Source organism: Sphingomonas sp. AP28 (assembly GCF_056680455.1).
On record NZ_CM155283.1, the window covers coordinates 2,418,849 to 2,445,215 of the forward strand.

Here is a 26,367-nt window from a genome sequence, read left to right on the forward strand (position 1 = left end):
CCGATTAATCCTCCCCCGCCAGCGGGAGGTGTCTGGCACTTGCCAGACGGAGGGGGAGGAAAGTGATTACGGCTGTTGCGGCGTCCTCCCCCTCCGTCGCCTTCGGCGCCACCTCCCCCTTGCGGGGGAGGATCACGGAAATGCACTGCCCCTACCGACGGCTCGCAAAGAACTCCCGCAGGATCCCCGCCGCCTCGGTCTCCGCAATCCCCGCGTAAATGTCAGGCCGATGATGACACGTCGGCTGGCCGAAAAACCGCGGCCCATGCTCCACCGCCCCGCCCTTCGCATCCGCCGCCCCATAATAGAGCCGCGCGATCCGGGCATGCGCGATCGCCCCGGCACACATCGCGCAAGGCTCCAGCGTCACCCAGAGATCGCATCCCTCAAGCCGGTCGCTTCCCAACGCCAGAGCAGCAGCGCGAATCGCCTGGATCTCCGCATGCGCAGTCGGATCGCACAACGCCCGCGGCGCATTCGCCCCCGTCGCGATAATCACGCCGTCCTTAACGACAACGGCGCCGACCGGGACTTCCCCAGCCAGCGCCGCATCGCGTGCCGCGTCGAGCGCGCGGCGCATGGGTTCGGGGACGGGGAACATGGCCTCAGGCCCTGCCCCGCCGCCCGCGTTCCGTAAAGATCAGTTCGGTGCCTGGCTGTTGCCCGGCTTCTCGACGTTGATCGTCGGCACCGCCACGGTCTTGTTCTCGGTGCCGAGCGTGACCTTGGCGACGTCGGCCTGGAACTTCGGCGCCTGGACGATGCCCTGGCGGGTCTGGTCGATGTTGATGATCCCGAAATACATCAGGCCGACCACGACCAGCACGACGATTGCGACAAGAGACAAGAGCGTACGCATGGGACATCCCCTTTTATTGAACAGTTCGATAGCGTAACAACGTCGTCGATCGCCGTGGGTTGCACAATGCCCATTGCGGACGACCGAGGGCACGTTTTGACGTGAATCGGTTGACGAAAGCCGGCGTGCCAGCTATCCGCGCGCCTTTCCGGGGTTCCTCCCGACACTTGAATAGGTAATCACATGTCGCGCATCTGCGAACTGACCGGCAAGGGCCGGATGGTCGGGAACAACGTCTCCCACGCCAACAACAAGACCAAGCGCACGTTCCTGCCGAACCTGCAGAACGTCACGCTTCTCTCCGATTCGCTCGAGAAGGGCGTCAAGCTGCGCGTTTCGACGCACGGCCTGCGTACCGTCGAGCATAACGGTGGCCTCGACAACTGGCTGGTGAAGGTCTCGGACGACAAGCTGTCGCTTCGCGTTCGTCGCCTGAAGCGCGAAGTCGTCAAGAAGATCGCAGCCTCGGCAGTCGCCGCCTAACAGCGACGTCGTAGTGCGATCACCGCGGCCCGCCCTGCACCTCGCAGGGCGGGCCGTCGGCGTTTGTAAGGCTAGCGATCCAGCCGGAACTTCAGCAGCAGCGTGCGCTGGAGAAACATCTGGTTGTCGTCCGACACGATCCACACGATTGTCGCGCCGTTCTCGACCGTCGTGTCGATCCCCTCGAAATTATCGTGAATCAGCGGCGCGTCGATCGTCGCGATCAGGTGGCCACGCGCGATTCGGTCCTGCGCGATATCGCGCCGGTCGATCCGCGATATCCGGTTCGACCACCGGAACGGCAGGCGAAACCCTCGATCGAGCACGAGCAGGTCGCCATTCGGCAGCGCGGCGATGTCGGCGGGATCGTAGCGGCCATAGGGTTCGTAGGCGAAGCGCGTCGGCGCCCCGGCCCGAGTCGGATCGCCGGCAAAGATCAGCCCCTGCCGGGTATGGAGTCGGCCTTGCTGCGTCCCGGCCCAATCCTGTCGACGGACATGCGCTTCCTCGCTGATCGCGACGAATCGGCCGTCGGGGAGTCGCGTCATCGATTCGGGACCGCCATTGGCCGGCCAGTCGTGCATCGCCTTTGGCGTGACGCGGGCTTCGTATCGGGCGAATCCCGGCGCATAGCGCCAGATCGCATTGCGGTCCTCGAACCCCACCCAGATCTGCCCGGTGACGGGATCGATCGTCATCGATTCGCTGTCGCGGTCGCGCTTTTCCCAGCCGATGCCGGGCCCGGCGGGCAGGTTGGTGAAGGCGATGCGGTGCGGCCGCCAGTCCGGCCCCATGTCGAACTGGACGATATTGCCGCCGTCGCTCAACAGCGTGAAGCGGTCTCGCGCAACGTCGAGCGACGAGAAACCCCCGAACGCCGGATCGCGACTGTCGAGCGCCACCCCGCCAAGATAGGTGAGCCCGCCGACGCGCACATGCCGCGGGTTGGTGCGGTCGAGCATCACGCGCGTCGCGGTCAGCTGCGCACGACTGCCGAGCAGGTCGAGCCGCGCCTCGCCCGACCAGGTCGGCACGATCGCACAGACGCTCACAGCGACGAACAGGACAGTGATCAGGCGCCGCATCGCGTCTCTCATAGGGGGTCCGGCGATCCGCGGAAGCATGAACAGCGGATAACGGAGGCATTCAGGCTTAGCTAAATGCGAATCACCCATAAGCGTCTCATCGAGGATGGAAGCACGGCCCCCGCCGCCGCCGAAATCCCCAACGGGAGACGCACGATGTTCAAGACTTTTACACTCGCCGCCAGTGCCCTCGCATTGGGTGCGACCGCCCTCGTTCCCGCCGCCGCCGATGCGCAGCGCTGGGGCTCGCGCTACGAGCGTGGCTACGATGGCTACCAGGGTGGCGGCTATCGCGACGGTGGCTACGATCGTGGCTATCGCGGCGACTACCGCGAATATCGCGGCAACGACCGCCGCTACAACGCGCGCAGCCGTCGCGGGTGCGACAACACCGGCGGCACGATCATCGGCGCACTCGCCGGCGGCCTGCTCGGTCACACCATCGCCGGTCGTGGTGACCGGACGCTCGGCGCGGTTCTCGGTGCAGCCGGTGGTGGCCTTGCCGGCAACGCGATCGATAAGTCGGATAACCCCGGGTATTGCCGGCGGTAAGCCCGGCAAAGCCCGGGCCGGTGCTCGCTAAAGCGAGCAACCGCCGGCACGGACGGCGGGCAGGCCAAGCCTGACCCGACCGACGACGGCTTCGCCGACGTCGCGCCCCGTTTAGGCCACACCAGTTTAACAGTTCCCTCGCGTAGCGTATCGAGGGCGAGGGCCGGCTTCCCGTACGGGAGCCGGCCCTTTGTTCGTCTGCACGAGAGCATTCTCCGCATCGATGGTGCCGGAGCACGCCCTACGCCGTCATCCTGACGAAAGTCAGGACCCAGGGTAACTGACCACCGTCGATCTTGGCTCTGGGTCCTGACTTTCGTCAGGATGACGGTGGGACGTCAGGATGACGGTCGGTCGTCATGGTCACGGTGGTGGGCTCGGTCAGGCGATCCGGTCCGGGACCTCGGCCGCATCCTGCGCAATCGCCGCATCGGGCGCCACCGCTTCCCACGGAAACACGAACCAGTCCTTCGTCACAGCCCGGTCGATCGTCCGCGCACAATACTCGATCCGCTCCGCCGAACTGACGTTATCGATCAACATCGCAAACCGCACCGCGCCCTCGACCGCCCCAGCCGCCGCCAGCGCCCCGCGCAGGTGCGTGATCGTCCGCCCGGAATCATTGATGTCGTCGACAAACAGCAGCCGCTCGCCCCCTCGCGTCCGCGCGGCCAGCTTCACCAGCGGTTCGTCGGCAAAGTCCTTCACCTGGCTCGAATAATCGACCGACAGCGTCGGCAACCCGATCGCATGGCTGAGGAATACCGCCGGCACGAGCCCACCGCGGCCGATCCCGATGATATAATCGGGTTTCCAGTCAACGTCCTCGACCAGCTTGGCGGCGAGGATGTGGATCGCAGCGACGAACTCGTGCTGCGGGATGGGGGTAAAGATCGGCATTGGCTGGATGCTAGCGGGTCAGGGCGAAGACTTCACCCTAAACCCGCTGCATCGCTATCTTGTTCTCCCGCGAAGGCGGGGACCCAGACTGGGCTCCCGCCTTCGCGGGAGAACAAGAGGTAGCAGACGCCCTTTCAGATTTAGATCGTATCCAGCGCCTGCTCGAAATCGGCGATCAGATCGTCCGGATCCTCCACCCCGATCGAGATTCGGACGAGATTATCCGTGATCCCCAGCGCTTGCTTGCGCGCATCCGGCACCGACAGATGCGTCATCCCCGCAGGATGGCTAGCCAATGTCTCGGTCCCCCCCAGCGACACCGCCAGCTTGGCGATCTTGAGCGCATCGAGGAACGCGAAGCTCTCGCGCTCACCGCCCTTCAGGTACAGCGAGAAGGTCGAGCCCCCACCGGTGCAATGGCGACGATAGATATCCGCCTGCCGCTCCATACCCGGCTCGTCCTCGAGAAAGCCGAGATACGCGACCCGCTCGACCTTCGGATGGTGACGGAGAAAAGCGCAGACCTTCGCCGCATTCTCGCCCGCACGGCTCATCCGCAGTTCCAGAGTTTCCAGCGACCGCAGCAGCATCCACGCGGTATTCGGATCGGTGATCGTCCCGATCGTGTTCCGCATCGTCCGGATCGTGTTGATATGCTCCTTCGACCCGAGCACGCCGCCCGCGACCAGATCCGAATGCCCGCCGACATACTTCGTCAGCGAATACACGACGATGTCCGCGCCATGCTTGAGCGGCTGGAACCACAGCGGCCCGAGGAAGGTGTTGTCGATCGCGATCGGCGGCTTTTCACCCTTGAAGATGGCGTCACGGCTGGCCGCGACCGCCTCGACGTCGACCAGCGCGTTGGTCGGGTTCGCCGGGCTTTCGAGATAGATCAGCGCGACGTTGCCGGTCGCCGCCTCGGTCATCACCGCATCGATCTCTTCACGAGTCGCACCCGCCGGAAAGTCGAGCCACTTCACGCCGAACTTACCGAGCACGCGGCCGATCAGCGTCTCGGTCGCCGCGTACAACGGCCCCGAATGGACGATCGTGTCGCCCGGCTTGACCATCGCCAGGAACAGCGTCGCAATCGCCGACATGCCCGACGAGAAGGCGAGCGCGTCCTCCGCCTCTTCCCAGACGCCGAGGCGATCTTCGAGGATCTCCTGGTTCGGCCCGTTGAAGCGCGAATAGACGAGGCCCTCGGCCCCGCCCGGACGCTTGCCGGTAACGCCTTCGAAGTGGCGCTTGCCCGCCGCCGCATTGGGGAACACGAACGTCGAAGTGAGGAAGATCGGCGGCTTCAGCGAGCCTTCCGATAGCGCGGGATCGTAACCGTGGCCCATCATCAGCGTCGACGGCTTCAGTTTCCGCCCGCCGATCTTCTCGACCTCGGGCTTTGGTGCGACGCGCGCGGCGACGCCGGTCAGGTCCGCTTCGGTTTCGGCGGGGACTGCGCCGGCGTTTTCGGGGGTATCGGACATCAATATGCTCCTGCGTGGCCCGTCTTATGCGAGCCGATGTGCGGAGCCTAAACGACCGGCGAGGGCTTTGGGAGCCGTTAGAGGCCGATGATGCTGATCTGACGCCCATAGGAGGGCTCGCCGCGATGGGTCGCGCGCCGATAGCTGAAGAAGCGATCGTCATCCGTATAGGTGTCGAGCCCGAGTGCCTCGATCCGGCCGATACCGGCGACCGCGAGACGGCTGACGACATAGGCCTCCAGGTCGAACTGGTAATGATCGCCCCTGTTCTCGACGGCGCGACCGTCCGCGAAGAAGCGCTCGTTCTCCGGATCCGCCTCGCAGAACCGCCGGATGAAGGCGTCGTCGACCTCATAGCTGGCGCGCGCGATGCACGGCCCGACCGCGGCGACGATCCGGTCGCGGTGCGCACCGATCGCCTCCATCGCGAGGATCGTGGAGTCGGTGACGCCGCCGAGCGCGCCCTTCCAGCCGGCATGGGCTGCCGCAACGACGCCGGCCTCGCGGTCGGCGAACAGCACCGGCGCACAGTCCGCGGTCAGGATACCGAGCGCTAGGCCGGGACGGTTAGTGACCAGCGCATCGGCATGCGGACGGATCGCGTCGTCGAACGGCTCGATCACGGTCACCGCGTCGGCGGAATGGACCTGATACAGACTGACGAGTTTCGCACCGGGTAGAACGGCTTCGGTCGCGCGACGACGGTTCTCGGCGATGGCGGCGGGGTCGTCGTCGGACCCGATGCCGACATTGAGGCTCGCATACGCGCCGGTCGAGACGCCGCCACGCCGACCGAGAAAGCCATGCGGAATGTCGCCAAGCGCCTTCGCACGGATGAGGTCGATGGTCATTTTAGGTCACCCAACATCAAGCACATCCCCACCCCGGCGGAGGCCGGGGCCCAGTTGGGTGACGTTCCTAACAGCAGGCATCGCGCCGTTACCAAGACCTTTCCAACTGGGCCCCGGCCTCCGCCGGGGTGGTGGCCTTTCGCTACGATATCTCTGGAGGCATCAAGCATCACAGCACAAGCCGCATGATCCGATCATCATCAGGCTGCTCGCCGACCATGAACACATACCGCCCGATCTCGACGAAGCCGTACCGCTGGTAGAACCGGTGAGCCCGGTGGTTATCCACATACACGCTCAGGATCATTTCCGTCCGCCCATCGGCGCGCGCAACATCGATCGCCCAGTCCATCAACGCAGGGCCGACACCCGCACCATGCTGGTCTCCGCGCACATAAAGCTGGTGAAGTTCGATTGCCGTCGCCGGCCAGTCGCCCGGAAACGCCACCGGGCCGATCTTCGCAAACCCTACGATCTCACCCGCCTCGTCCACCGCGACCCGCACCGTGAAGGCAGGATCGGACAGTTGCGCCGGCAACCCCGTCTCACCGAACGTCTGTTCCAAGAAGGCGGCAAGGTCTTCAGGCCGATACAGCGTACCGAACGTGTCGGTAAACGACCGCTTCGCCATCGCAGCGAGTTCTGCACCGTCGGCGGGCACCGCATTGCGATAGGCGATCATGCACCAAAGCCCGCAAAAGCCGCCGGGGTCGGCCAAGTCGGCGCGGTGATCGCCAGCGCTTTGAAAAGCGTACCCATATCGTCCATCAACCTCCTCCGATCCGCTGCCAATGCTTCCGCCCGCGCAGGCGACGCCTTGGCGAGTGCCGACGTCCGCGAATCAATGCCGAGCGCACCGAGCAGGTCGCGCTGCGTCACCGGCCCCCACGCGACCGCGCCCTCCGTTTGGGCGGCCGCAGCGAGCGTGGTGAAGTCGACATGCGCGGTCAGGTCATGCTCGCCGGGCGCCTCGAACGGATTGGCGAACGCATGCCCGCGCACCGCCTGCAACGTGTCGCCGAGCGCCGGCCCCTCATAGCCATAGTCGACCGCGATCAGCGCACCGCCCTGCGCGGCGATCCGCTTGGCGAGACCGCGAATGATCGTCACGGCAGCAGGCGAGGTTTCGAGGATCGAGCCTGCGGGGGCGTCGCGAAACGGCTCGGGGATGACGGCATCCGGGAGCGGCTTACCGGCGATCGGCAAGAACAGCAGGTCCTGTGCCGCGACGAGGCGTTCGTGCCACTGCTCGCGCTTGACGAGTTGCCGGATCGGCAGCGCATCGAAGAACTCGTTGGCGACGACGATCAGCGGACGATCGGTCGGCAGCGTGTCGACCGCGTCGTGCCACGTCGCGGCGGGCACGCGCTCGGCTTGAGCTTTACGCAGCACAGGACTGGTTTCGACGAAATGTACCGGCGGCTCCAGTCCAGCCTTCGCCATCGCGCGCGCGGCGTCGGCAGCAAGCGTCCCGCGGCCCGGCCCGAGCTCGACCCACGCCACATCCGGCCGGCCCGCGCGGTCCCAAAGATCGGCACACCAAAGCCCGACAAGCTCGCCGAACATCTGGCTGATCTCGGGCGCGGTGGTGAAGTCGCCCCCCGCCCCAAGCGGATCGCGCGTCGCATAATAGTGCGCGTTCGCCGCCGCCATATACTGCGCCACGGGGATCGGACCCGCGAGCGCAATCGCTCGGGCGAGGCGTTCGGGAAGGGCGGTGTCAGTCACGGGGGTGTCGGGCATGTCGACCATCTCAAAAATCTCTACCACCCCGGCGAAGGCCGGGGCCCAGTCGGAACGTCCGTAGTGACGTGCGTTGCGCGTCGTCACCTCAACCTTCCCAACTGGGCCCCGGCCTCCGCCGGGGTGGTGCTTCTATTCGAAGGAAGGGTCAGGCGACGCTAGCCGTCCCCGCGATCGACTCCACCCGCACGCGGCGCTTGGCCGACGTCGCCACCAGATACGCCCCCCCGACGATCATCGGCACGCACAGCCACTGCCCCATGTGCAGCCCGGTATGCTCCGCAAACGCCCGCAGCTGCGAATCCGGCTCCCGGAAGAATTCGACGGTGAACCGCGCGAGGCCATACCCAAGCACGAACAACCCGACGAGCTTGCCAGGATCATAGCGCGCCTTGGTCTTCCAGAACGCGAACCAGAGCAACGCAAACAGCAGCACGCCCTCCAGCCCCGCTTCGTACAGCTGGCTCGGATGCCGCGCCGGCTCGACCATGCCGAACGGCACCGTGCGCTCGAAGATGATCCCCCACGCAACATCGGTCGGCTTGCCCCACAGCTCGCCATTCACGAAGTTCGCCAGCCGCCCGAAGAACAGCCCGAACGGCACGCAGCACGCGATATAATCGTGTACGCGCAACCAGTTGAGCTGGTGCTTCCGCGCGAACAGGATTAGCCCGATCGACGTGCCGATCACCCCGCCGTGGAACGACATGCCGCCGTCCCAGAGCCGGAAGATCCGCAGCGGATGCAGGAACATTTCGGGCGCGTAGAAGATCACATAGCCGAGCCGCCCGCCGAGGATGATCCCGAGCGTCGCGTAGAACACCAGGTCGTCGGCATGCCGCCGCGCCATCGGTGCGCCGGGCTGGGCGAGCAGCTTCAGCAGATACCACCAGCCGAGCAGGATCCCGCCGATATAGGCAAGGCTGTACCAACGCAGCGTGAAGAACCCGATCGAGAAGACGTCGGGATGCAGCCCGAGATCCTCGAAGCGGATGTGACTGCCGACGGCAGGCGCTACGGCGCCCGCAGCGGCGGTGATGGTCGACAGGATCAAAGGCTTTTCCCCACGCGTTCGCCCCTGCATAAAGGCCGGACTTGATAAGACCAAGGGCGATAAGCCCACAGTAGGAGAGCGATATGCGGACCGAGCTAGACCTAGCTATGGATTCGACGATGGCCGCGCTGACCGCGCCCGACGGGATGCTCGCGCTCGGATCGGTCGAGCGGTTCGGTGTCACGCTGCCGACGATCGCCGCCGCCCCGCCCGCGCTCAGCTATTATTTCACGCATTATGCCAACGAGCATCGCGACGCCGTCTTCCTCGTCTCCGGCGATGAACGCCTGACGTTCGGCGAGGTCTACGCCGCCGCCGAGCGCACCGCGCGGGCGCTGGTCGACGGGTACGGGATCGCCAAGGGCGACCGCGTCGGCATCGCGATGCGCAATTCGCCATCGTGGATCGTGCTCTACATGGGCATCGTCATGGCCGGCGGCGTCGCGACGCTGCTCAACGGCTGGTGGCAGTCGGAGGAGCTGGAGACCGCGATCGGCGAGGTCGACTGCGCGCTCGTGTTCGCCGATCCGCCCCGCGTGAAGCGCCTCGCGCAGATTGCGGCTCTGCGCGCGCCAGTCGTCGAGATCGACGATTCGCGACCGCTCAACGCTGCGCTCGGCGCCGTGTTGGCAAAGGACGACCACACCGCCGACCTGCCGCTGCTCGGGCCCGAGGATCATGCGACGATCCTGTTCACGAGCGGATCGACCGGCCAGTCGAAGGGCGCGCTCTCCGAACACCGCGCGGTCGTGCAGGGGATCTTCAACTATCTCGGCCAGGCGATGATGATGGTCGGGATCGCCACCGCGCAAGGTAATCCGCCGGTCGGCCAGCCGGTCACGCTGCTAACGATCCCGCTGTTTCACATCACCGGGGAGGTGCCGGTGTTCCTCCAGAGCTTCGCAATGGGCCGGAAACTCGTGCTGATGCCGAAATGGGATGCGGGCGAGGCGATGCGGCTGATCGAGGCGGAGGGCGTCACCTATTTCGTCGGCGTGCCCCTGATGAGCTTCGAAATCCTCAACCATCCCGATCGCACGAACTACGATCTCTCGACCGTAACCGATTTCGCCGCGGGTGGCGCGCCGCGCCCGGTCGACCACGTCCGCCGCATCGACGAGGAGATGGGCGGCAGCGCACCGTTGATCGGCTACGGCCTCACCGAGACGAACGCGGTCGGCACCGGCAACTCGCGCGGCAATTATCTAGCCAAGCCCAACTCCGCCGGCCGCCCCGGCGCACCGTTGGTCGATCTGGCCATCCTCGACGATACCGGCCACCCGGTCGACCAAGGCCAGCGCGGCGAAGTCTGCATCCGCTCGATCTGCAACTTCAAGGAATATTGGAACCGCCCGGATGCGACCGCCGCGGCGTTCACCGCGGACGGCTATTTCCGCACCGGCGACATCGGCTATCTCGACGAGGACGGCTATCTGTTCATCGTCGACCGCAAGAAGGACATCATCATCCGCGGCGGCGAGAACATCTCGTGCCAGGAGGTCGAGGCCGCACTGTACGAACATCCTTCGGTCGCGGAAGCCGCGGTGTTCGGCCTCGCCGACGAGCGCTTCGGCGAGGTCCCCGGTGCGGTGGTCGTGCCGCAGGACGGCGAGACGCTGACCTCCGACGACCTGACCGCGTTCCTCCACCAGCACATCGCCGCGTTCAAGATACCGCAGCGAATCTGGATTTCGGAAGAGCCGCTGCCAAGACTGGGGACGGAGAAGATCGACAAGGTCTCGCTCAAGGCCACGTATCGAGCGATGGCGTAAAGTCCCTCGCCCCTACGGGGAGAGGGAGGGAGGAGCCGCTTGGCGACGGAAGGGAGAGGGGCATGAGACTCCCGGCGCAGTCCCGGAGACCCACTCCCCCTCATCCGACGCTCCGCGCCACCTTCTCCCCGTGGGGGAGAAGGATTAGAGCGCACCGATGATCAACAGGCGCAGCATACTCATAGGCGGCGGCACAGGGATCGGCCTTGTCGTAGCCTGGGGTCTATGGCCGCGAACCTACGCCCCAAACCTCGTCGCCAACCCCGGCGAAACCCCGTTCGGCGCGTGGCTCAAGATCGGCACCGACGGCCACGTCACCGTCGCCATCCCGCAGGTCGAGCACGGCCAGGGCGTCTACACCACCCTCCCCCAGATCGTCGCGGACGAACTCGGCGCGGACTGGCGCACCGTCGGCGTCGAGCCCGCCCCCCTCAACCCGCTCTACGCCAACCCGATCGGCACGCACGACCTGTTCGAAGGCCTGTTCGACCGCCTCCCAGCTGGCACCCCGCAACCCCCGATGCTCACCGCCGGATCAAGCTCGATCCGGATGTTCGAGCAAGCCTGTCGCGAGGCCGGTGCGGGCGCCCGCGCGCTGCTCTGCATGGCGGCGGCCAAACGCTGGGACGCCGACTGGACGCAGGTCAATGTCGACGCCGGCTTCTGCACCTACCAAACCAAGCGCATCCGCTTCGCCGAACTCGCCGAGGAGGCCGCGAAGTTCACCCTTCCCGATCCCCTCCCGCTCGGCATCCAGGGCGCGGGCAAGCTGGTCGGCAAATCCGTCCCCCGCCTCGACACCCCGTCGAAAGTCGACGGCTCGGCGAACTTCGCCGGCGACGTCCGTCTCGCCGACATGGTCCACGCTGCGATCCGCCAGAGCCCGGTCGGCGGTCGCCTGACCAAGGTCGACCGCGCCGCCGCCGATCGTATCCGCGGCGTGCTGTCGGTGGTCGAGAACCCGCGCTGGGTGGCGGCCGTGGCTACGACAGGGTGGGCCGCGCAAAAGGCGCTCGACGCGCTCGCGCCGCGATTCGAGAACGACGCCCCCCTCCCCGATACCAGGTCGATCGACGCAGCACTCAACGCCGCGCTAGCCCGTCCCGGCACGCAGATGGCTTCCGCAGGCGACGTCGCCGCAACGTTCCAGGGTGCCAAGCTCGTCACCGCAACCTATCGCGCCGGCCTCGGCCTGCACGCGGCGATCGAAACCCGCAGCGCGACCGCCTCCTTCTCCAACGGCCGCCTCGAACTCTGGCTGGCAACGCAAGCGCCGGGGCTCGCACGGTCGGCAGCGGCCCGCGCGGCGGACCTCAGCGAGGATGCCGTCGTCGTCCATCCGATGCTGATCGGCGGATCGTTCGGCGCAGCCCTCGAACACGACGTCGCCGAACAAGCGGCGGTGCTGGCGGTAAAGCTAAGACGCCCGGTCAGCCTCGTCTGGTCGCGCGGGGAAGATTCGCTCCACGATCACTACCGCCCGCCCGCCGTCGCGAAGATGGCCGCGCGGCTCGCCCCCAACGGCGCGATCATGGGCTGGTCGGCCAACATCGCAGCCCCCTCGACCGGCGCCGAGATGGCGCGTCGGATGATGCCGGGCCTCGCGACCGATGCCGCGCTGATCGGCGTCAAAGGCGATCGCTACGCCGTCGCGGGCGCGACGCCCATCTATCGCATCCCCGCCTATGCGATTAAACACCACCCCGCCGAGATCGGCATCCCGACCGGCCACCTCCGCGGCGGCGCGCATGGCTACACCGCATTCTTCACCGAATGCTTCCTCGACGAACTCGCGCGCACCGCGCAGTCCGAACCGATGTCGTTCCGCATCGCCATGCTCGGCGGCGAACCGCGACTCGCACGCTGCCTCTCGACCGCCGCGGCGCTCGGCGGCTGGGACGGCGGCGTCGTCGGCAGCGGCCAGGGGATCGCCGCCCACGCCTTCCGCGGCAGCTACATCGCCGTCATGGCGGAGGCGCACATCGGCCCCGACCAGCGCCCGGTGGTCGACCGCCTCGTCGCCGCGGTCGATTGCGGTGCGCAGATCAATCCCGACATCGTTCGCCAACAGATCGAGGGTGGGCTGATCTTCGGCATGGCCGCCGCGCTCGGCGCTTCGACCGGTTTCACCCGCGGCCTCGCCGACGCGCGCGGGTTCGACACGATCGCTCTGCCCCGTCTCGCCGACACGCCCGATATCACGGTAGAGGTCATCCGCAGCGACGAAGCGCCTGGCGGCGTCGGCGAACTCGGCGTCCCCGCGGTCGCACCGGCGATCGCCAACGCGCTCTATGCGTCAACGGGCTTCCGCATCCGCAATTTGCCTTTAAGACCAGCGCCATGACCCTGCCCCCCGATCACCCCCCGATTCCGAAACCTAAGATCGGCGTGCTGCTGATGAACCTCGGCACCCCCGATGGCCCCGATGCGAAATCGGTGAAGCGCTATCTCGGCGAGTTCCTGTCCGATTCGCGCGTCGTCGAGATCCCGCAGATCGCGTGGCAGCCGATCCTCCGCGGCATCATCCTCAACACGCGCCCGAAAAAGTCCGCGCATGCCTATTCGCAAGTCTGGCGCGAGGATGGCTCGCCGCTTGCCGCGATCACGCGGTTGCAGGCAGTTGCGCTGAAGGATGCGTTCGGACCGGAAGTGCTGGTCGACTGGGCGATGCGCTACGGCAATCCGTCGATCGCGGACCGGCTGACGGCGATGAAGGCGGCGGGCTGCGAGCGCATCCTGCTCGCGCCGCTCTACCCGCAATATTGCGCAGCAACGACCGCGACGGCGAACGACAAGGCGTTCAAGCATCTCGCCGGTCTGCGCTGGCAGCCGGCGATCCGCACGCTGCCGCCTTACTATGACGACACGCTCTATATCGACGCGCTGAAGGACTCGCTCGAAGAGGGGCTTTCGGCGCTCGACTTCACCCCCGATGCGATCGTCGCCAGCTTCCACGGGATGCCGAAGCGGACGTTGCAGCAGGGCGATCCGTATCACTGCCACTGCCAGAAAACCGCGCGGTTGCTCGGCGAGCGCATGGGGCGCGAGCTGACGATCGCGTTCCAGTCGCGATTCGGACCGCAGAAGTGGCTGGGGCCGGCGACCGACGAGACGCTCGTCGCGCTCGCCAAGGCGGGGAAGACCAAGGTGGCGATCTTCGCGCCGGGCTTCTCCGCCGATTGCCTGGAAACGCTGGAGGAACTGTCGATCCGCGGCCGCGAGAGCTTCGAAGAGGCTGGCGGGACGCACTTCGGGTATCTGCCGTGCCTAAACGACAGCCCGGTCGGCGTAGAAATGTTGCGCAGCATTTTGGCGCGCGAGCTTGAAGGATGGGTGCGGGCTGGCTAGCCTTCGGCAAAACACTGAGGAGAGAGACTGATGGCACGCGTCGCAATTGTAACCGGTGGTACGCGCGGTATCGGCGAAGCGATCAGTCTCGCATTGCAGGACATGGGCCTGACGGTCGCTGCCACCTATGCCGGCAACGACGACCGCGCCCGCGAGTTCACCGAGCGCACCGGGATCAAGGCGTACAAGTGGGACGTCGCCGACTATGATGCGTGTCAGGCCGGCTGCGCGCAGGTCGCCGCCGATCTGGGCGATGTCGACATCGTCGTGAACAACGCCGGTATCACCCGCGACGGCACGATCCTGAAGATGACCTACCAGGATTGGAAAGAGGTGATGGACACCAATCTCGGCGGCTGTTTCAACATGGCCAAGGCCGTCTTCCCTGGCATGCGCACGCGCAAATGGGGGCGGATCGTCAACATCGGCTCGATCAACGGGCAGGCCGGGCAATACGGCCAGGTGAACTATGCTGCGGCCAAGTCAGGCATCCACGGCTTTACGAAGGCCTTGGCCCAGGAAGGCGCGCGTGCCGGCGTGACGGTCAACGCGATCGCACCGGGGTATATCGATACGGACATGGTCGCGGCGGTGCCGGCCGACGTGCTGGAGAAGATCGTCGCGAAGATCCCAGTCGGGCGGCTGGGCCAGGCGACCGAGATCGCTCGCGGGGTGGCGTTCCTGTGCTCGGAGGAGGGTGGGTTCGTCACCGGCTCGACGTTAAGCATCAATGGCGGGCAGCACATGTACTGACGGGCGCAGGCGCGGCAACGTCCGCGCCGATGCCAGCAAGCGAAGCGAGCAGGCAGCGCCCGGCACGGTCGGCGGGTCGGCTAGGCCGAACCGTCCGACGGCGGCGCTGAGTAGATGTCTCCCGGATTACCAAGGACGGTCTTGCTTGATCCTGGGCCCCCGCCTTCGCGGGGGAACGAGGAAGGTAGCGCCGCCTGGACCGAACCCCACAGCGTCCGCGGCGAACAAGGATGCCACCGCAAAAGCTTGGCATCCTACTCCCTCTCCCCTCCGGGGAGAGGATCGGGGTGAGGGGCAGTTCCAGGCGCAGCATTGCTTGGCTGCCCCTCACCCAACCCTCTCCCCGGAGGGGAGAGGGCTACCCAGCCATAATCACCCGTCGCTAGCACGCTCGATATCTGCCCCAACCGCGCTCAGCTTCTCCTCCAACCGCTCATACCCACGGTCAAGGTGATACACCCGCCCAACCGACGTCTCGCCGTCCGCCGCAAGCCCCGCCAAAATCAAGCTCATCGAAGCCCGCAGATCGGTCGCCATAACCTGCGCGCCGACCAGCTTGTCCACGCCGCGCACCACCGCGGTTCGCCCGCGCACCTGGATATCCGCCCCCATTCGCGCCAGTTCCGGCACGTGCATGTAGCGATTCTCGAAGATCGTCTCGGTCAGCACGCTGGCACCATCCGCCTTGCACAGCATCGCCATGAACTGCGCCTGCATGTCGGTCGCGAAACCCGGGTACGGCGCGGTCGACAGCGTCAGCGGCTTCAGCACGCCATCCGACGCGACACGCACGCCGTCCTTGGTCGGCGTCACCGACACGCCCGCCTCGACCAGCGCATCGATCGTCGCGCCCATGTCCGGGATCGCCACGCCGACCAGCTCCAGGTCGCCACCGGTGATCGCCGCCGCGCATGCATAGCTGCCCGCCTCGATCCGGTCGGGCATCACCGCATAGGTCGCGCCGTGCAGCCGATCGCGGCCTTCGATCGTCAGCGTCTCGGTGCCGATCCCGTCGATCGACGCGCCCATCGCGACGAGGCAGTTGCACAGGTCGACGATCTCCGGCTCGCGCGCGGCGTTCTCGATCACCGAGGTACCCTTGGCGAGCACCGCCGCCATCACGACGTTCTCGGTCGCACCCACAGACACGATCGGGAAGCGGAAGCGTCCGCCGGGCAGGCGCCCGCCCGGCGCGATCGCCTTCACATAGCCCGCCGCCATCTCCAGCTCCGCACCGATCGCCTCCAAAGCGCGCAGGTGGAGATCGATCGGGCGGTTGCCGATCGCACAGCCGCCCGGCAGCGACACCGTCGCCTCGCCGCCACGCCCGAGCAGCGGCCCGAGCACCAGGATCGACGCGCGCATCTTCCGCACGATGTCGTAGGGCGCCTCGGTCGAGGTCAGGTTACCCGCGCGGATCGTCATCACCCGGCCGAAATCCTCGGGCCGCGTGCCCTGGATCGCGGTCGACGCGCCAAGCTGGTTGAGCAGATGGCCAAAGCCGTCGACGTCCGCCAGTCGCGGCAGATTGCGCAGCGTCAGCGGCTCTTCGGTCAGCAGCGCGCACGGCATCAGCGTGAGCGCGGCGTTCTTCGCGCCGGAGATGGGCAGGCGCCCGGACAGGCGATTGCCGCCGCGAATGAGAATACGGTCCATCCCGGGTGTCTATCGCGGTTGGCGTTCTACGCAAGGCCCGCGCACCGTTCGGGCGACGGGCGGATGCTGGCCGCGGGTCGAGTCCCGCGTCGGGACCGGGCGCGCCTTCCGAAGCGCTAACACACCCCGCTTGATCGACTTTAATGCGCGGAAATCCTAGCTTTGCTCTGTGGTTCTCGAACATTGGGGACCATTACAGAGTGCCGGACAGCTGCTTCGCCGACCGCGTCGGCGATCTCATCGACCTGTCGATGAACGAGAAGGCTGCGTTAGCGCGGTTGGAGGAGCGCCCGCGAGACTTGCGTCGCGGTGCCGTCCTCGTGCGCGAGAATGATCCGCAGGCCGAACTCTTCATCCTGCAGCGCGGCATGGCGATGAGCTATGTGCTGCTCGACGACGGCAGCCGCCAGATTTTGCGCTTCCTATACGCCGGCGACATGCTGGCGGTTTCGGCGCTCGTGTACCGCGATTCGCCCGAGACGGTGGTCGCGCTGACCGACTGCACGGTGTGCTCGTTCGATCGCTCGGCGATGACCGGGCTCGTCACCGATCATCCCCGGCTGTCGGCGCTCATCATGGTCATGAACCAGATGGAGAAGGTCGCGCTGACCGACCGGCTCGCCGCGCTTGGCCGGACCTCGGCCAAGGCGCGGATCGCGGCGTTGCTGCTCGAGATGCGCAACCGACTGCGGATGCGCGACCGTGCTATGGGCAACAGCTTCACGCTCGGTCTGACACAGGAAGAGATCGGCGACGCTACCGGGCTCACCGCGGTCCACGTCAACCGCATGCTGCGCCAGCTGGAAGAGGACGGCCTTATTCGCCGCGAAATGGGCCGCGTCACGCTGCTCAACGAGGTGCAATTGGCGCAAGCCGCGAACTACATCGACCGGTTCGAGGGGCTGGACCTGCGCTGGTTGCCACCGGCGCGGTAACCCCTTTTTCGATCCTCCCCCGCAAGGGGGAGGTGGCTGGCCCTCGCCAGACGGAGGGGGAGGATACGAAACAGGGGTGGCGCGTGCCCCCCCCCCCCTCCGTCAACTTCGGTGCCACCTCCCCCTGGCGGGGGAGGATTAACTCAAAGCCTCAGGCTCAAGCCTTCTCGAGCGTGCACTGCAACGGGTGCTGGTTCTGCTTGGCGAAATCCATCACCTGCGACACCTTGGTCTCCGCCACCTCGTAGCTGAACGTACCACACACCCCGACGCCCTTCTGGTGGACGTGCAGCATCACGCGAGTCGCGGCCTCCATGTCCATCCGGAAGAAGCGCTGCAGACACAGCACGACGAATTCCATCGGCGTATAGTCGTCGTTGAGCATCAGGACGCGGTACGGCGTCGGCTGTTTGGTCTTCGCGCGCGTCTTGGTCGCGATACCGGCGCCGGTGCCGCCCCCGGTGCCATCATGGCCGTCCTCGCCATTATCGTCGCGGCGCTCGGCCATCTGCTCGCCCGTCCGCTGGGGAGTCGTCATTTCAGGGGTCAAAAGCATGCTGCCAAAATATGGCATGCCGGGGGGCAAGGGCAAGGGGGCGCCGGCGCACGTCGCGCGAAAACCGCAAACGCAAAAGGGGCGACCGTCGCGTGACGGCCGCCCCTTTCTCGTCACCTGCCGCCCGAAGACGGCATCGCGTAACTTAGGCCGAAATCTTCATCTTGTCGGTCGCGACCGCAACGCGGTTCGAGATCGGCTGCGCGAACTCGCCGAACATCTTGAGCATCCGCTCGGTCGAGCGCGAGCCCTCGGCGATCATCGTGTCGAACGCGGTGCGTGCATAATCGCCCTGGAGCTTCATGAACTCGGTCGGCGACTTGGCGGCGGCGAGCGTCTTGGCGGCTTCGGTCGCGCTCTCGAACGAGGTCTTGGCGTAGTCGGCCGCTTCCTGGCCGAGCGCCTCGACGTTCTTCGCGGCGATCTTCGACGACTCGACGAGCGCCTCGATGTTGCCCTTGCCGAATGCGACGAAATCTTCCGCCATCTTCGCGGACTTTTCCATCGCGCCCTTGGCCTGCTCGTTGAATTCGGCAGTGTTCGAACCGCTGAAGAGGGCCTTGGTCTTCTCGGTGATGCTCTGGATCGTGTCCATCGTGGTGTCCTTTGTTTCGCTAACAGGGGTCCCCAATGGCGCGCGGGCCTGAATCGGGGCAGGAATGTCCGTGTGCGGCGATACAAAACCAGCCGCGAGAGGTTGAGATGCCGGCGTCTTGGCGATCGGCTCAGGTGCCGGTTTCGCCGGCTTGGCGACAGTCCGAGGAGCCTTCGCGGTGACGGCAGGCTTCGAACCGGCCTTGGCCGTCCGTTTCACGATATCCACCATCCACGCACCTCTCTTCGGAGTTATGTCGCGGTCTTCATACACCAATTCTCGCGCCGCACAATAAAATTGTGCACTGCACCATGACGCAAACGTAAGGTAGCGCTATCGGCTCTTCACATACTCCCCAGGTGCCTCGCCGAGCGCCTTCAGCGCCCCCTCACCCGGCAACCGCGCACCGTCCGCCGCCACCGTCTCGGCACCCAGCGCGCGCAACCATTCAACCCAATCCGGCCACCAGCTCCCCTTCGTCTCGGTCGCACCGGCAACGAAGTCGCCCAGCGTCGTATGCGCCCCCGGATTGGTCCAGTATTGATACTTCCCCGCAGCCGGCGGATTGATCACGCCCGCGATGTGCCCCGACCCCGCCAGCACGAACTTCAGCGGCCCGGCAAATAATTGCGTGAGTTTCCAGACGCTTTCAGCCGGCGCGATATGATCCTCGCGCCCCGCCTGGACATAGCTCGGGGTCGAAACCTTGGTGAGATCGATCGGCGTACCGTCCACCGTCATCGTCCCCGTCACCAGCAAATTGTCGCGGTACAGGTCGGTCAAATAGCTCAGATGCCATTTTGCCGGCAGGTTGGTGGTGTCGCCATTCCAGTGGAGCAGGTCGAACGGCACGTAATCCTGCCCCAGCAGGTAATTCTGCGTGACGTAGTTCCAGATCAGGTCGCGCCCGCGCAGCAGATTGAACGTCGTCGCCATGTACCGCCCGTCGAGAAACCCCTCGGGCGACAGCGACGCGACCATCTTCAGCTGCTCGTCGTCGATGAAATGCTGCAGCTCGCCAGCCTGCGCGAAATCGACCTGCGCGGTGAAGAACGTCGCGCTGGCCACTTTCGCCGCTTCGTCACGCGCCGCCAGCAGCGCCAGCGTCGCGGCCAGCGTCGTCCCCGCCACGCAATAGCCAATCGTATGCACCGCCGGCACGTCGAGCGCGGCGCGAACCGTGTCGATCGCCTCGACCTGCGCGCCGACATAGTCGTCCCAGACCACGTCCTTCATGCTCGAATCAGCCGATTTCCACGACACCGTGAACACGGTGATGCCTTGCTCCACCGCCCAGCGGATAAAGCTCTTCTCCGGCGTCAGGTCGAGAATGTAGAATCGGTTGATCCAAGGCGGGAAGATCACGAGCGGCGTAGCCAACACGCGCTCGGTGGTCGGGCTGTACTGGATCAGTTCGTACAGCGGCGTGCGTTTCACCACTTTGCCCGGCGTCATCGCCAGGTTGCGCCCGAGTTCGAACGCACCGTCGGGCGTATGCGTCACCTGCCCGCGGGCAAGATCCGCCATCATGTTCTGCAGGCCCTTGAGCAGATTCTCGCCGCGCGTCTCGATCGTCTTCTCGATCACCTGCGGGTTGGTCAGCGCGAAATTCGTTGGGCTCATCGCATCGACGAACCCCTTCGTCGCGAACCGCAACTGCTCCTTCTGCTTGGGGTCGAGCCCGTCCACCGCCTCGACGCCGCGGAGCATGTGGTCGCCGATCAGCTCGTAACTCTGCCGGATCAGGTCGAACACCGGCTCGCGCCATTGCGGCGCCTTGAAGCGCTTGTCGGTCACCGGCGCGGGTTCGGGCGCCTTGGCGGGATCGAGAAACCGCTGCCACAGCGTCAGGCTCTCGGTCCAGAAATCTCGCGCGCGCTCCAGTGTCGCGGGGTCGCTGAAGCCGGGGATCGCCGGGATTCCCTCGGGCTTGGCCTGCATTGCGGCGAGCCCCTGCTCCATCATCATCTGCTGCGCACGCCCCATCACCCACGTCCAATGCTGGAGATCGGGCAGGGTCGGCGTGGAGGCGTCGGGAGGAGTATCGGCCATGGCATCCTCTGCTTTTTCGGGAGCTTAACGCAGACACCGGCTCGGCGGAAGCATGGTGGTGGTTGGCGCATGGTCCCGTCGCCACATCGTCCCGTCAATCACCACCCCGACGTCCAACCACCTCCCCGGCGGAGGCCGGGGTCCAGTTGGGAGACGTTACTGGTCAACGGTGGGCTACGTTACCGCGACCTCTCCACCTGGGCCCCGGCCTCCGCCGGGGAGGTGCATTCCATCCAAATCAGAATACCCCAGCTTTCGCCCTCTCGACGAATGAGGCGGATGACGCCCCCGCTCACCTGCGGTACAGCACCCGCTCCTCCAGCTAGAGGCTGATCATGTCCGAAGACTTCTACCGCATCAAACGCTTGCCCCCCTACGTCATCGCCGAAGTGAACGCGATGCGGGCGGCGGCGCGCGCGGGCGGGGAGGACATCATCGATCTCGGCATGGGCAATCCCGACCTGCCGCCCCCCGAGCACGTCATCGAGAAGCTCGTCGAAGTCGCACGCAAGCCCAGCGCGCACGGCTATTCGCAGTCGAAGGGCATCCCCGGGCTCCGGAAAGCGCAGGCGAATTATTACGGCCGCCGCTTCGGCGTCGACGTCGATCCGGAGACCGAGGTCGTCGTCACGATGGGCTCGAAGGAAGGCCTCGCGAGTCTGGCCACCGCGATCACCGCGCCCGGCGACGTCGTGCTCGCGCCGAACCCCTCCTATCCGATCCATACCTTCGGCTTCATCATCGCCGGCGCGACGATCCGCGCGGTGCCGACCACGCCGGACGAGGCGTATTTCGAGAGCCTCGAGCGCGCGATGGCGTTCACCGTCCCCGCGCCGTCGGTGCTGGTGATGGGCTATCCGTCGAACCCGACCGCCGAAGTCGTCGACCTCGCCTTCTACGAGCGCGTCGTCGAATTCGCGAAGAAGCACAAGCTGTGGGTGATCTCCGACCTCGCCTATTCGGAGCTGTATTTCGACGGCAAGCCGACCCCCTCGATCCTCCAGGTCCCGGGCGCGAAGGACGTCGCGATCGAGTTCACCTCGCTCAGCAAGACCTATTCGATGGCTGGCTGGCGAATGGGATTCGGCGTCGGCAACAAGACGCTGATCGCGGCGATGACGCGCGTGAAGTCGTATCTCGATTACGGCGCGTTCACGCCGATCCAGGCCGCCGCCTGCGCCGCGCTCAACGGCCCTCAGGACATTGTCGAGCGTAACCGCCAGCTCTATCACAAGCGCCGCGACGTGCTGGTCGAAAGCTTCGGCCGCGCCGGCTGGGACATCCCGAGCCCCCGCGCGAGCATGTTCGCCTGGGCCCCGTTGCCACCCGCGCTCGCGCATTTAGGTAGCCTTGAGTTCACCAAACAATTGCTGACTCACGCGCACGTCGCGGTGGCCCCAGGGGTTGGCTACGGCGAAAACGGCGAGGGCTATGTGAGAATCGCGATGGTCGAGAACGAACAGCGGCTCCGCCAGGCGGCGCGCAACGTGAAGAAATATCTTCAGTCGATGGGCGTCAACACGCCCGCGCGTGGCGCCGGCTAACCCGCCAGCGTGGATATCAATCTGCTGTATTCGGTGGCCGGCGTGCTCGTCGGCCTCATCGTCGGGCTGACGGGTGTCGGCGGCGGGTCGCTGATGACGCCGCTGCTGGTGCTCGTCTTCGGCTTCCATCCCGCCACCGCGGTCGGCACCGACCTGCTCTACGCGTCGGCGACCAAGACGGTCGGGACGACGGTGCATGGCTGGCGCGGCACGGTCGACTGGCAGGTCGTCCGCCGGCTCGCCACCGGCAGCGTCCCCGCGGCGATCGCGACGTTGCTCGTGCTCAACCACCTCGGCGAGAAATCGTCCGACACCGGCCACGCGATCACCGTCGTGCTCGGCGTCACGCTGATCCTCTCGGCCGTCGCGACCTTCTTCCGCGGCAAGATCGTCGCGTGGCTGACCCCACGGATCGGCACGGTCGGCGGCGAGCGCCAGGCGATGCTGACGATCCTGCTCGGCGCGGTCCTCGGCGTACTGGTTTCCCTCACCTCGGTCGGCGCCGGGGCGCTGGGCATGACCGCGCTGCTGATCCTGTACCCCACCCTCCCGATAAACCGGCTGGTCGGGTCGGACATCGCCCACGCGGTGCCGCTGACGCTGCTCGGCGGGATCGGCCACTGGATCCTCGGCTCGGTCGACGTCGACCTGCTCGTGTCGCTGCTAATCGGATCGATCCCCGGCATCATCGTCGGCAGCCTGATCGCCACGCGCGTCTCCGACCGCGTGCTGGTGCCTGTCCTCGCGACCGTGCTGGCGCTGGTCGGCGTGAAGCTGATCTTCTGACATGCGGCCGGGCTTCGCCTTCTCTACGCGATTCCGCGTGCGCTATGCCGAGATCGACGGGCAGAAGATCGTCTTCAACTCGCGCTATCTCGAATATGCCGACGTCGCCGTCACCGAGTTCTGGGAATGGACCGGGATCGCGGAGGCTTTGCCCGACGTCTGGCCGACCACCGAGTTCAACGTCCGCCGGACGGAGATCGACTACCTCAAGCCGTTCCGCCTGGGCGATACGGTCGAGGCGTTCGTGCGGATCGAGAAGCTCGGCACGACGAGCCTAACGAAGCGGTTCGAACTCGCGCATGCCGAGACGGGGGAGTTGCACACGGTGATCACGATGGTCAGCGTCCACGTCGATCTTGAGACCGGCCGCCCGGTAGCCCTGCCGGATCCGATCCGCACGGTGCTGGCGGAGTTGCCTAACTCCTGAACGATCACCCTGCACATGGTGCCTCCCCGGCGGAGGCCGGGGCCCAGTTGGAAAGGTCGCGGTAACGACGCGCAACGCTTATCAGCGCCGTTCCCCAACTGGACCCCGGCCTGCGCCGGGGAGGTGCCTGTCGGCAAGTTAGCCGTCTCTTACTCCGCCGCCTCAGCCTCCACCCCATCCCCGGCAACCTCCCCAGGAAGCGCCCAGATCAGGTCCCCCTTCCCCAGCACGCGCCCGTCATGCGACCGCACCGATACCGGCTGCAACGGCCGCCGATCGCGCGCGTCGACCAGGATGGGGAACGCCGGCACGCACGTCTCCCACCGCTCGCCCCATTGCCTGAGCGCGATCATCGTCGGCAGCAGCGCGAAACCTTTGTCCGTCAGACCATAAGCGATCTTGCGCCGATCCTCCGGGATAGGCTGCCGCTCGAGAATCCCATGCTCGACCAGCCGCGCCAGCCGGTTCGCCAGGATGTTGCGCGCAATCCCCAGTTCCGACTGGAACTCCTCGAAATGGTGCAGGCCATTGAACGACGCGCGGAGGATCAGGAACGACCAGCGCTCGCCCATCGCCTCCAGCGCGGCGGGCAGGCTGCATTCCAGCAATGGTTCGCGCAATTTTCCCATCACGTCATCCTTGTCCGTCGGCGAACGTACCGCATAACCGGCAGAAGCGAAACGCCCCGCTTATCCTGCATTAGGCGCCGCCCACGAAAGACTGACGCAGCCATTAGATCACAGTGATCCGACGCTTTTTGTTGCCAAAAGTCCCCGCCCGGCCCCATCTATGGCGGGTGTTGCGCCAATATGAACTGGTCGATCGCGTCCTCGACTACGATCCCGACGCCGACGAGGCGCTGCTGAACCGCGCCTATGTCTTCTCGATGCATGCCCACGGGTCGCAGAAGCGCGCGTCCGGCGATCCGTATTTCAGCCACCCGATCGAGGTGGCGGGCATTCTGACCGACCTCCACCTCGACGCGGAGACGATCGCCACCGCGATCCTCCACGACACGATCGAGGATACCGTCGCCACCCCCGAGGAGATCGAGCGGCTGTTCGGCGCCTCCGTCGCGCGGCTGGTCGACGGCGTCACCAAACTCAGCAAGATCGAAGCGCAGACCGAAAACGAACGCGCCGCGGAGAACCTGCGCAAATTCCTCCTCGCGATGTCCGACGATATCCGCGTGCTGCTGGTCAAGCTTGCCGACCGCCTGCACAACATGCGGACGCTGCACCACATCTCGAAGCCCGAGAAGCGCCGTCGCATCGCCAAGGAGACGATGGACATCTACGCGCCGCTTGCCGAGCGAATCGGCATGTACGAGTTCATGCGCGAGATGCAGTCGCTGGCCTTCGCCCAGCTCGAACCCGAAGCCTCCGAATCGATCAACCGGCGCCTCGAACAATTGAAGAAAGGCGACGGCGACCGCATCGCGAAGATCGCGTCCGGGCTGAAACTGGTGCTGTCGCGCGCGGGCGTCGAGGCGGAGATTTCGGGGCGTGAAAAGCACCCCTATTCGATCTTCCGCAAGATGTCGGAGCGGCACATCAGCTTCGAACAGCTGTCCGACGTGATGGCCTTCCGCGCGATCGTCCCGACCGTGGAGGATTGCTACCGCGTGCTCGGGATCATCCACCAGCGCTGGCCGATGGTCCCGGGCCGGTTCAAGGATTACATCTCGACGCCCAAGCGCAACGGCTATCGCTCGCTGCACACCTCGGTGATCCACGCCGACAGTGCGCGGGTCGAGATCCAGATCCGCACCGCCGACATGCACGCACAGGCCGAGTTCGGGCTGGCGGCGCACTGGGCCTACAAACAGCAGATCAACGGCAGCGACCGGCAGGTCAGCTGGATTCGCGACCTCGTCGAGATTCTCGATACCGCCGAGAGCCCGGAAGAGCTGCTCGAACACACGCGGATGGCGATGTATACCGATCGCATCTTCGCGTTCACGCCGAAGGGCGAGCTGATCCAGCTGCCCAAGGGCGCGACCTCGATCGACTTTGCGTACGCGGTGCACACTGATCTCGGCGACCAGGCGGTCGGCGCGAAGGTCAATGGCCGCGTCGTGCCGCTGTCGACGGTGATCGAGAATGGCGACCAGGTGCAGATCCTGCGCTCGAAGGGCCAGTCGCCGCAGCCGCAATGGTTGAATGTCGCGACCACCGGCAAGGCCCTCGCCGCGATCCGCCGCCACCTCCGCCAGAAGGAGCGCGTCGAGCAGGTCGCACTCGGCCGCACGCTGTACGACGACATCGTCACGCGGCTGCCGGCGCAGATCGGCAGCGATGCGCTGAGCCACGCGCTGAAGCGGCTCAAGCTACCCGACGACTCTTCGCTGATGGTCGCGATCGCGCGGCGGACACTGTCCGATGCAGCGGTGATGGAGGCGCTGATGCCCGGCTCGGCCGGCGCCGACGTCACGCATGCGCTGGCGCCGCAATCGAGCGCGATCTCGATCAAGGGGCTCACGCCGGGCGTTGCCTACGACCTCGCGACGTGCTGCCATCCGGTGCCGGGCGACCGGATCGTCGGGTTGCGGCGGCCCGATGCCGGGATCGAGGTCCATGCGATCGACTGCCGCGTTCTGGGCGAGCTCGCCGAGCGCTCGGAGAACGAGACCGACTGGGTCGACGTCGCCTGGGGCGACGAGACCGAGGGCGCCGTTGCGCGCATATCGGTGATGGTGAAGAACGAGCCGGGCTCGCTCGGCATCGTCTCGTCGATCATCGGCGGTCACAAGGCGAACATCATCAACCTGCGGCTCGATACGCGCGACAAGAGCTTCCACACCAACGAGATCGACGTCGAGGTGCACGACGTGCAGCAACTCATGCGGCTGATGGCAGGGCTGCGCGCGGCGGATGCGGTGCATACCGTGGAGCGGGTGTAGAAACATCCGACGATGACGGCGGGCGCG

25 protein-coding genes are annotated in these 26,367 nt (G+C 66.0%); 11 read left to right on the top strand and 14 right to left on the bottom strand.

The window, feature by feature from the left end; all coding sequences use genetic code 11:
- Positions 1–151: 151 nt before the first annotated feature.
- Entirely contained in the window at positions 152–601 is a 450-nt protein-coding gene (locus AC1MH0_RS11035) for a nucleoside deaminase (protein ID WP_480962820.1), read from the bottom strand.
- A 39-nt stretch (positions 602–640) separates the two neighbouring features.
- The gene (locus AC1MH0_RS11040) at positions 641–859 is read right to left on the bottom strand and encodes a hypothetical protein (RefSeq protein WP_480962821.1); all 219 of its coding nucleotides are present in this window, start codon (positions 857–859) and stop codon (positions 641–643) included.
- 183 nt (positions 860–1,042) lie between these two features.
- Between AC1MH0_RS11040 and rpmB the strand changes: the two genes are divergently transcribed.
- Positions 1,043–1,342: a 50S ribosomal protein L28 gene (gene rpmB / locus AC1MH0_RS11045; RefSeq protein ID WP_056053386.1), complete on the top strand. Its 300-nt coding sequence runs from the start codon at positions 1,043–1,045 to the stop codon at positions 1,340–1,342.
- Positions 1,343–1,413: 71 nt separating this feature from the next.
- On the opposite strand, the gene AC1MH0_RS11050 is transcribed toward rpmB, so the two are convergent.
- Positions 1,414–2,427 (bottom strand): esterase-like activity of phytase family protein, encoded by a 1,014-nt coding sequence (locus AC1MH0_RS11050; protein WP_480962822.1) that lies wholly within the window; start codon positions 2,425–2,427, stop codon positions 1,414–1,416.
- Positions 2,428–2,583: 156 nt separating this feature from the next.
- Here AC1MH0_RS11050 and AC1MH0_RS11055 point away from each other — a divergent pair, with 156 nt between their 5' ends.
- Complete coding sequence (locus tag AC1MH0_RS11055; protein ID WP_093399026.1) at positions 2,584–2,979, top strand: glycine zipper 2TM domain-containing protein; 396 nt, start codon at positions 2,584–2,586, stop codon at positions 2,977–2,979.
- Positions 2,980–3,360: 381 nt separating this feature from the next.
- Here the strand turns inward: AC1MH0_RS11055 and AC1MH0_RS11060 are convergent, their stop codons facing one another.
- From AC1MH0_RS11060 to lgt, 6 genes are all read right to left on the bottom strand, one after another.
- Complete coding sequence (locus tag AC1MH0_RS11060; RefSeq protein WP_480962823.1) at positions 3,361–3,879, bottom strand: phosphoribosyltransferase; 519 nt, start codon at positions 3,877–3,879, stop codon at positions 3,361–3,363.
- Positions 3,880–4,019: 140 nt separating this feature from the next.
- A complete protein-coding gene (locus AC1MH0_RS11065; protein ID WP_056487393.1) occupies positions 4,020–5,366 on the bottom strand; it encodes a cystathionine gamma-synthase family protein in 1,347 nt (448 codons plus the stop codon).
- A gap of 77 nt (positions 5,367–5,443) precedes the next feature.
- A complete protein-coding gene (gene pgeF, locus AC1MH0_RS11070) occupies positions 5,444–6,217 on the bottom strand; it encodes a peptidoglycan editing factor PgeF (protein ID WP_480962824.1) in 774 nt (257 codons plus the stop codon).
- Positions 6,218–6,386: 169 nt separating this feature from the next.
- Positions 6,387–6,899, bottom strand: coding sequence for an N-acetyltransferase family protein (locus AC1MH0_RS11075; RefSeq protein ID WP_480962825.1), 513 nt, complete (start codon positions 6,897–6,899; stop codon positions 6,387–6,389).
- Positions 6,896–7,969 carry a class I SAM-dependent methyltransferase gene (locus tag AC1MH0_RS11080; RefSeq protein ID WP_480965730.1) on the bottom strand — a complete coding sequence of 358 codons (1,074 nt, stop codon included), beginning with the start codon at positions 7,967–7,969 and terminating at the stop codon, positions 6,896–6,898. Before AC1MH0_RS11080 ends, AC1MH0_RS11075 begins: the two co-directional genes overlap by 4 nt.
- Before the next feature lie 139 nt (positions 7,970–8,108).
- Positions 8,109–9,044: a prolipoprotein diacylglyceryl transferase gene (lgt, locus tag AC1MH0_RS11085; RefSeq protein WP_480955193.1), complete on the bottom strand. Its 936-nt coding sequence runs from the start codon at positions 9,042–9,044 to the stop codon at positions 8,109–8,111.
- Between the two features lie 53 nt (positions 9,045–9,097).
- On the opposite strand from lgt, the gene AC1MH0_RS11090 reads away from it, so the two are divergent.
- From AC1MH0_RS11090 to phbB, 4 genes are all read left to right on the top strand, one after another.
- Complete coding sequence (locus AC1MH0_RS11090) at positions 9,098–10,786, top strand: class I adenylate-forming enzyme family protein (protein WP_480962826.1); 1,689 nt, start codon at positions 9,098–9,100, stop codon at positions 10,784–10,786.
- Positions 10,787–10,943: 157 nt separating this feature from the next.
- A complete protein-coding gene (locus AC1MH0_RS11095; protein WP_480962827.1) occupies positions 10,944–13,130 on the top strand; it encodes a xanthine dehydrogenase family protein molybdopterin-binding subunit in 2,187 nt (728 codons plus the stop codon).
- The gene (gene hemH / locus AC1MH0_RS11100) at positions 13,127–14,134 is read left to right on the top strand and encodes a ferrochelatase (RefSeq protein ID WP_480962828.1); all 1,008 of its coding nucleotides are present in this window, start codon (positions 13,127–13,129) and stop codon (positions 14,132–14,134) included. Before AC1MH0_RS11095 ends, hemH begins: the two co-directional genes overlap by 4 nt.
- 30 nt (positions 14,135–14,164) lie before the next feature.
- Positions 14,165–14,887 carry an acetoacetyl-CoA reductase gene (gene phbB / locus AC1MH0_RS11105; protein WP_056066403.1) on the top strand — a complete coding sequence of 241 codons (723 nt, stop codon included), beginning with the start codon at positions 14,165–14,167 and terminating at the stop codon, positions 14,885–14,887.
- Positions 14,888–15,259: 372 nt separating this feature from the next.
- Here the strand turns inward: phbB and murA are convergent, their stop codons facing one another.
- Positions 15,260–16,543 (bottom strand): UDP-N-acetylglucosamine 1-carboxyvinyltransferase, encoded by a 1,284-nt coding sequence (murA, locus tag AC1MH0_RS11110; RefSeq protein WP_093398375.1) that lies wholly within the window; start codon positions 16,541–16,543, stop codon positions 15,260–15,262.
- Positions 16,544–16,794: 251 nt separating this feature from the next.
- On the opposite strand from murA, the gene AC1MH0_RS11115 reads away from it, so the two are divergent.
- Complete coding sequence (locus AC1MH0_RS11115; protein ID WP_056488277.1) at positions 16,795–17,478, top strand: Crp/Fnr family transcriptional regulator; 684 nt, start codon at positions 16,795–16,797, stop codon at positions 17,476–17,478.
- A 157-nt stretch (positions 17,479–17,635) separates the two neighbouring features.
- Here the strand turns inward: AC1MH0_RS11115 and clpS are convergent, their stop codons facing one another.
- From clpS to AC1MH0_RS11130, 3 genes are all read right to left on the bottom strand, one after another.
- Positions 17,636–17,986: an ATP-dependent Clp protease adapter ClpS gene (gene clpS, locus AC1MH0_RS11120; RefSeq protein WP_056066412.1), complete on the bottom strand. Its 351-nt coding sequence runs from the start codon at positions 17,984–17,986 to the stop codon at positions 17,636–17,638.
- A 193-nt stretch (positions 17,987–18,179) separates the two neighbouring features.
- Positions 18,180–18,629 (bottom strand): phasin family protein, encoded by a 450-nt coding sequence (locus AC1MH0_RS11125; RefSeq protein WP_480962829.1) that lies wholly within the window; start codon positions 18,627–18,629, stop codon positions 18,180–18,182.
- 333 nt (positions 18,630–18,962) lie between these two features.
- A complete protein-coding gene (locus tag AC1MH0_RS11130) occupies positions 18,963–20,681 on the bottom strand; it encodes a PHA/PHB synthase family protein (protein ID WP_480962830.1) in 1,719 nt (572 codons plus the stop codon).
- Between the two features lie 335 nt (positions 20,682–21,016).
- Between AC1MH0_RS11130 and AC1MH0_RS11135 the strand changes: the two genes are divergently transcribed.
- The 3 genes from AC1MH0_RS11135 to AC1MH0_RS11145 are packed head-to-tail and all read left to right on the top strand — an operon-like array spanning position 21,017 to position 23,438.
- Positions 21,017–22,225: an LL-diaminopimelate aminotransferase gene (locus AC1MH0_RS11135; protein WP_060525995.1), complete on the top strand. Its 1,209-nt coding sequence runs from the start codon at positions 21,017–21,019 to the stop codon at positions 22,223–22,225.
- A 9-nt stretch (positions 22,226–22,234) separates the two neighbouring features.
- Positions 22,235–23,011 (top strand): sulfite exporter TauE/SafE family protein, encoded by a 777-nt coding sequence (locus AC1MH0_RS11140; RefSeq protein ID WP_121886361.1) that lies wholly within the window; start codon positions 22,235–22,237, stop codon positions 23,009–23,011.
- Between the two features lies 1 nt (position 23,012).
- On the top strand, positions 23,013–23,438 hold the full coding sequence (locus tag AC1MH0_RS11145; protein WP_480962831.1) for an acyl-CoA thioesterase: 426 nt from the start codon (positions 23,013–23,015) through the stop codon (positions 23,436–23,438).
- 149 nt (positions 23,439–23,587) lie between these two features.
- Here the strand turns inward: AC1MH0_RS11145 and AC1MH0_RS11150 are convergent, their stop codons facing one another.
- Positions 23,588–24,067 (bottom strand): winged helix-turn-helix transcriptional regulator, encoded by a 480-nt coding sequence (locus tag AC1MH0_RS11150; protein WP_121904809.1) that lies wholly within the window; start codon positions 24,065–24,067, stop codon positions 23,588–23,590.
- A 167-nt stretch (positions 24,068–24,234) separates the two neighbouring features.
- Between AC1MH0_RS11150 and AC1MH0_RS11155 the strand changes: the two genes are divergently transcribed.
- Positions 24,235–26,340, top strand: coding sequence for a RelA/SpoT family protein (locus tag AC1MH0_RS11155; protein ID WP_480962832.1), 2,106 nt, complete (start codon positions 24,235–24,237; stop codon positions 26,338–26,340).
- The last annotated feature ends 27 nt before the right edge of the window (positions 26,341–26,367 follow it).

Coding starts and splice junctions, on each gene's coding strand:
- AC1MH0_RS11145 (WP_480962831.1), top strand. CDS start 23,013: ATGCGGCCGGGCTTCGCCTTCTCTACGCGATTCCGCGTGCGCTATGCC.
- AC1MH0_RS11135 (WP_060525995.1), top strand. CDS start 21,017: ATGTCCGAAGACTTCTACCGCATCAAACGCTTGCCCCCCTACGTCATC.
- AC1MH0_RS11080 (WP_480965730.1), bottom strand. CDS start 7,969: ATGGTCGACATGCCCGACACCCCCGTGACTGACACCGCCCTTCCCGAA.
- pgeF (WP_480962824.1), bottom strand. CDS start 6,217: ATGACCATCGACCTCATCCGTGCGAAGGCGCTTGGCGACATTCCGCAT.
- lgt (WP_480955193.1), bottom strand. CDS start 9,044: ATGCAGGGGCGAACGCGTGGGGAAAAGCCTTTGATCCTGTCGACCATC.
- AC1MH0_RS11125 (WP_480962829.1), bottom strand. CDS start 18,629: ATGGACACGATCCAGAGCATCACCGAGAAGACCAAGGCCCTCTTCAGC.
- AC1MH0_RS11150 (WP_121904809.1), bottom strand. CDS start 24,067: ATGGGAAAATTGCGCGAACCATTGCTGGAATGCAGCCTGCCCGCCGCG.
- AC1MH0_RS11040 (WP_480962821.1), bottom strand. CDS start 859: ATGCGTACGCTCTTGTCTCTTGTCGCAATCGTCGTGCTGGTCGTGGTC.
- AC1MH0_RS11035 (WP_480962820.1), bottom strand. CDS start 601: ATGTTCCCCGTCCCCGAACCCATGCGCCGCGCGCTCGACGCGGCACGC.
- hemH (WP_480962828.1), top strand. CDS start 13,127: ATGACCCTGCCCCCCGATCACCCCCCGATTCCGAAACCTAAGATCGGC.
- AC1MH0_RS11060 (WP_480962823.1), bottom strand. CDS start 3,879: ATGCCGATCTTTACCCCCATCCCGCAGCACGAGTTCGTCGCTGCGATC.
- AC1MH0_RS11095 (WP_480962827.1), top strand. CDS start 10,944: ATGATCAACAGGCGCAGCATACTCATAGGCGGCGGCACAGGGATCGGC.
- AC1MH0_RS11115 (WP_056488277.1), top strand. CDS start 16,795: ATGAACGAGAAGGCTGCGTTAGCGCGGTTGGAGGAGCGCCCGCGAGAC.
- AC1MH0_RS11050 (WP_480962822.1), bottom strand. CDS start 2,427: ATGCGGCGCCTGATCACTGTCCTGTTCGTCGCTGTGAGCGTCTGTGCG.
- clpS (WP_056066412.1), bottom strand. CDS start 17,986: ATGGCCGAGCGCCGCGACGATAATGGCGAGGACGGCCATGATGGCACC.
- AC1MH0_RS11065 (WP_056487393.1), bottom strand. CDS start 5,366: ATGTCCGATACCCCCGAAAACGCCGGCGCAGTCCCCGCCGAAACCGAA.
- phbB (WP_056066403.1), top strand. CDS start 14,165: ATGGCACGCGTCGCAATTGTAACCGGTGGTACGCGCGGTATCGGCGAA.
- rpmB (WP_056053386.1), top strand. CDS start 1,043: ATGTCGCGCATCTGCGAACTGACCGGCAAGGGCCGGATGGTCGGGAAC.
- AC1MH0_RS11130 (WP_480962830.1), bottom strand. CDS start 20,681: ATGGCCGATACTCCTCCCGACGCCTCCACGCCGACCCTGCCCGATCTC.
- AC1MH0_RS11090 (WP_480962826.1), top strand. CDS start 9,098: ATGCGGACCGAGCTAGACCTAGCTATGGATTCGACGATGGCCGCGCTG.
- AC1MH0_RS11055 (WP_093399026.1), top strand. CDS start 2,584: ATGTTCAAGACTTTTACACTCGCCGCCAGTGCCCTCGCATTGGGTGCG.
- murA (WP_093398375.1), bottom strand. CDS start 16,543: ATGGACCGTATTCTCATTCGCGGCGGCAATCGCCTGTCCGGGCGCCTG.
- AC1MH0_RS11075 (WP_480962825.1), bottom strand. CDS start 6,899: ATGATCGCCTATCGCAATGCGGTGCCCGCCGACGGTGCAGAACTCGCT.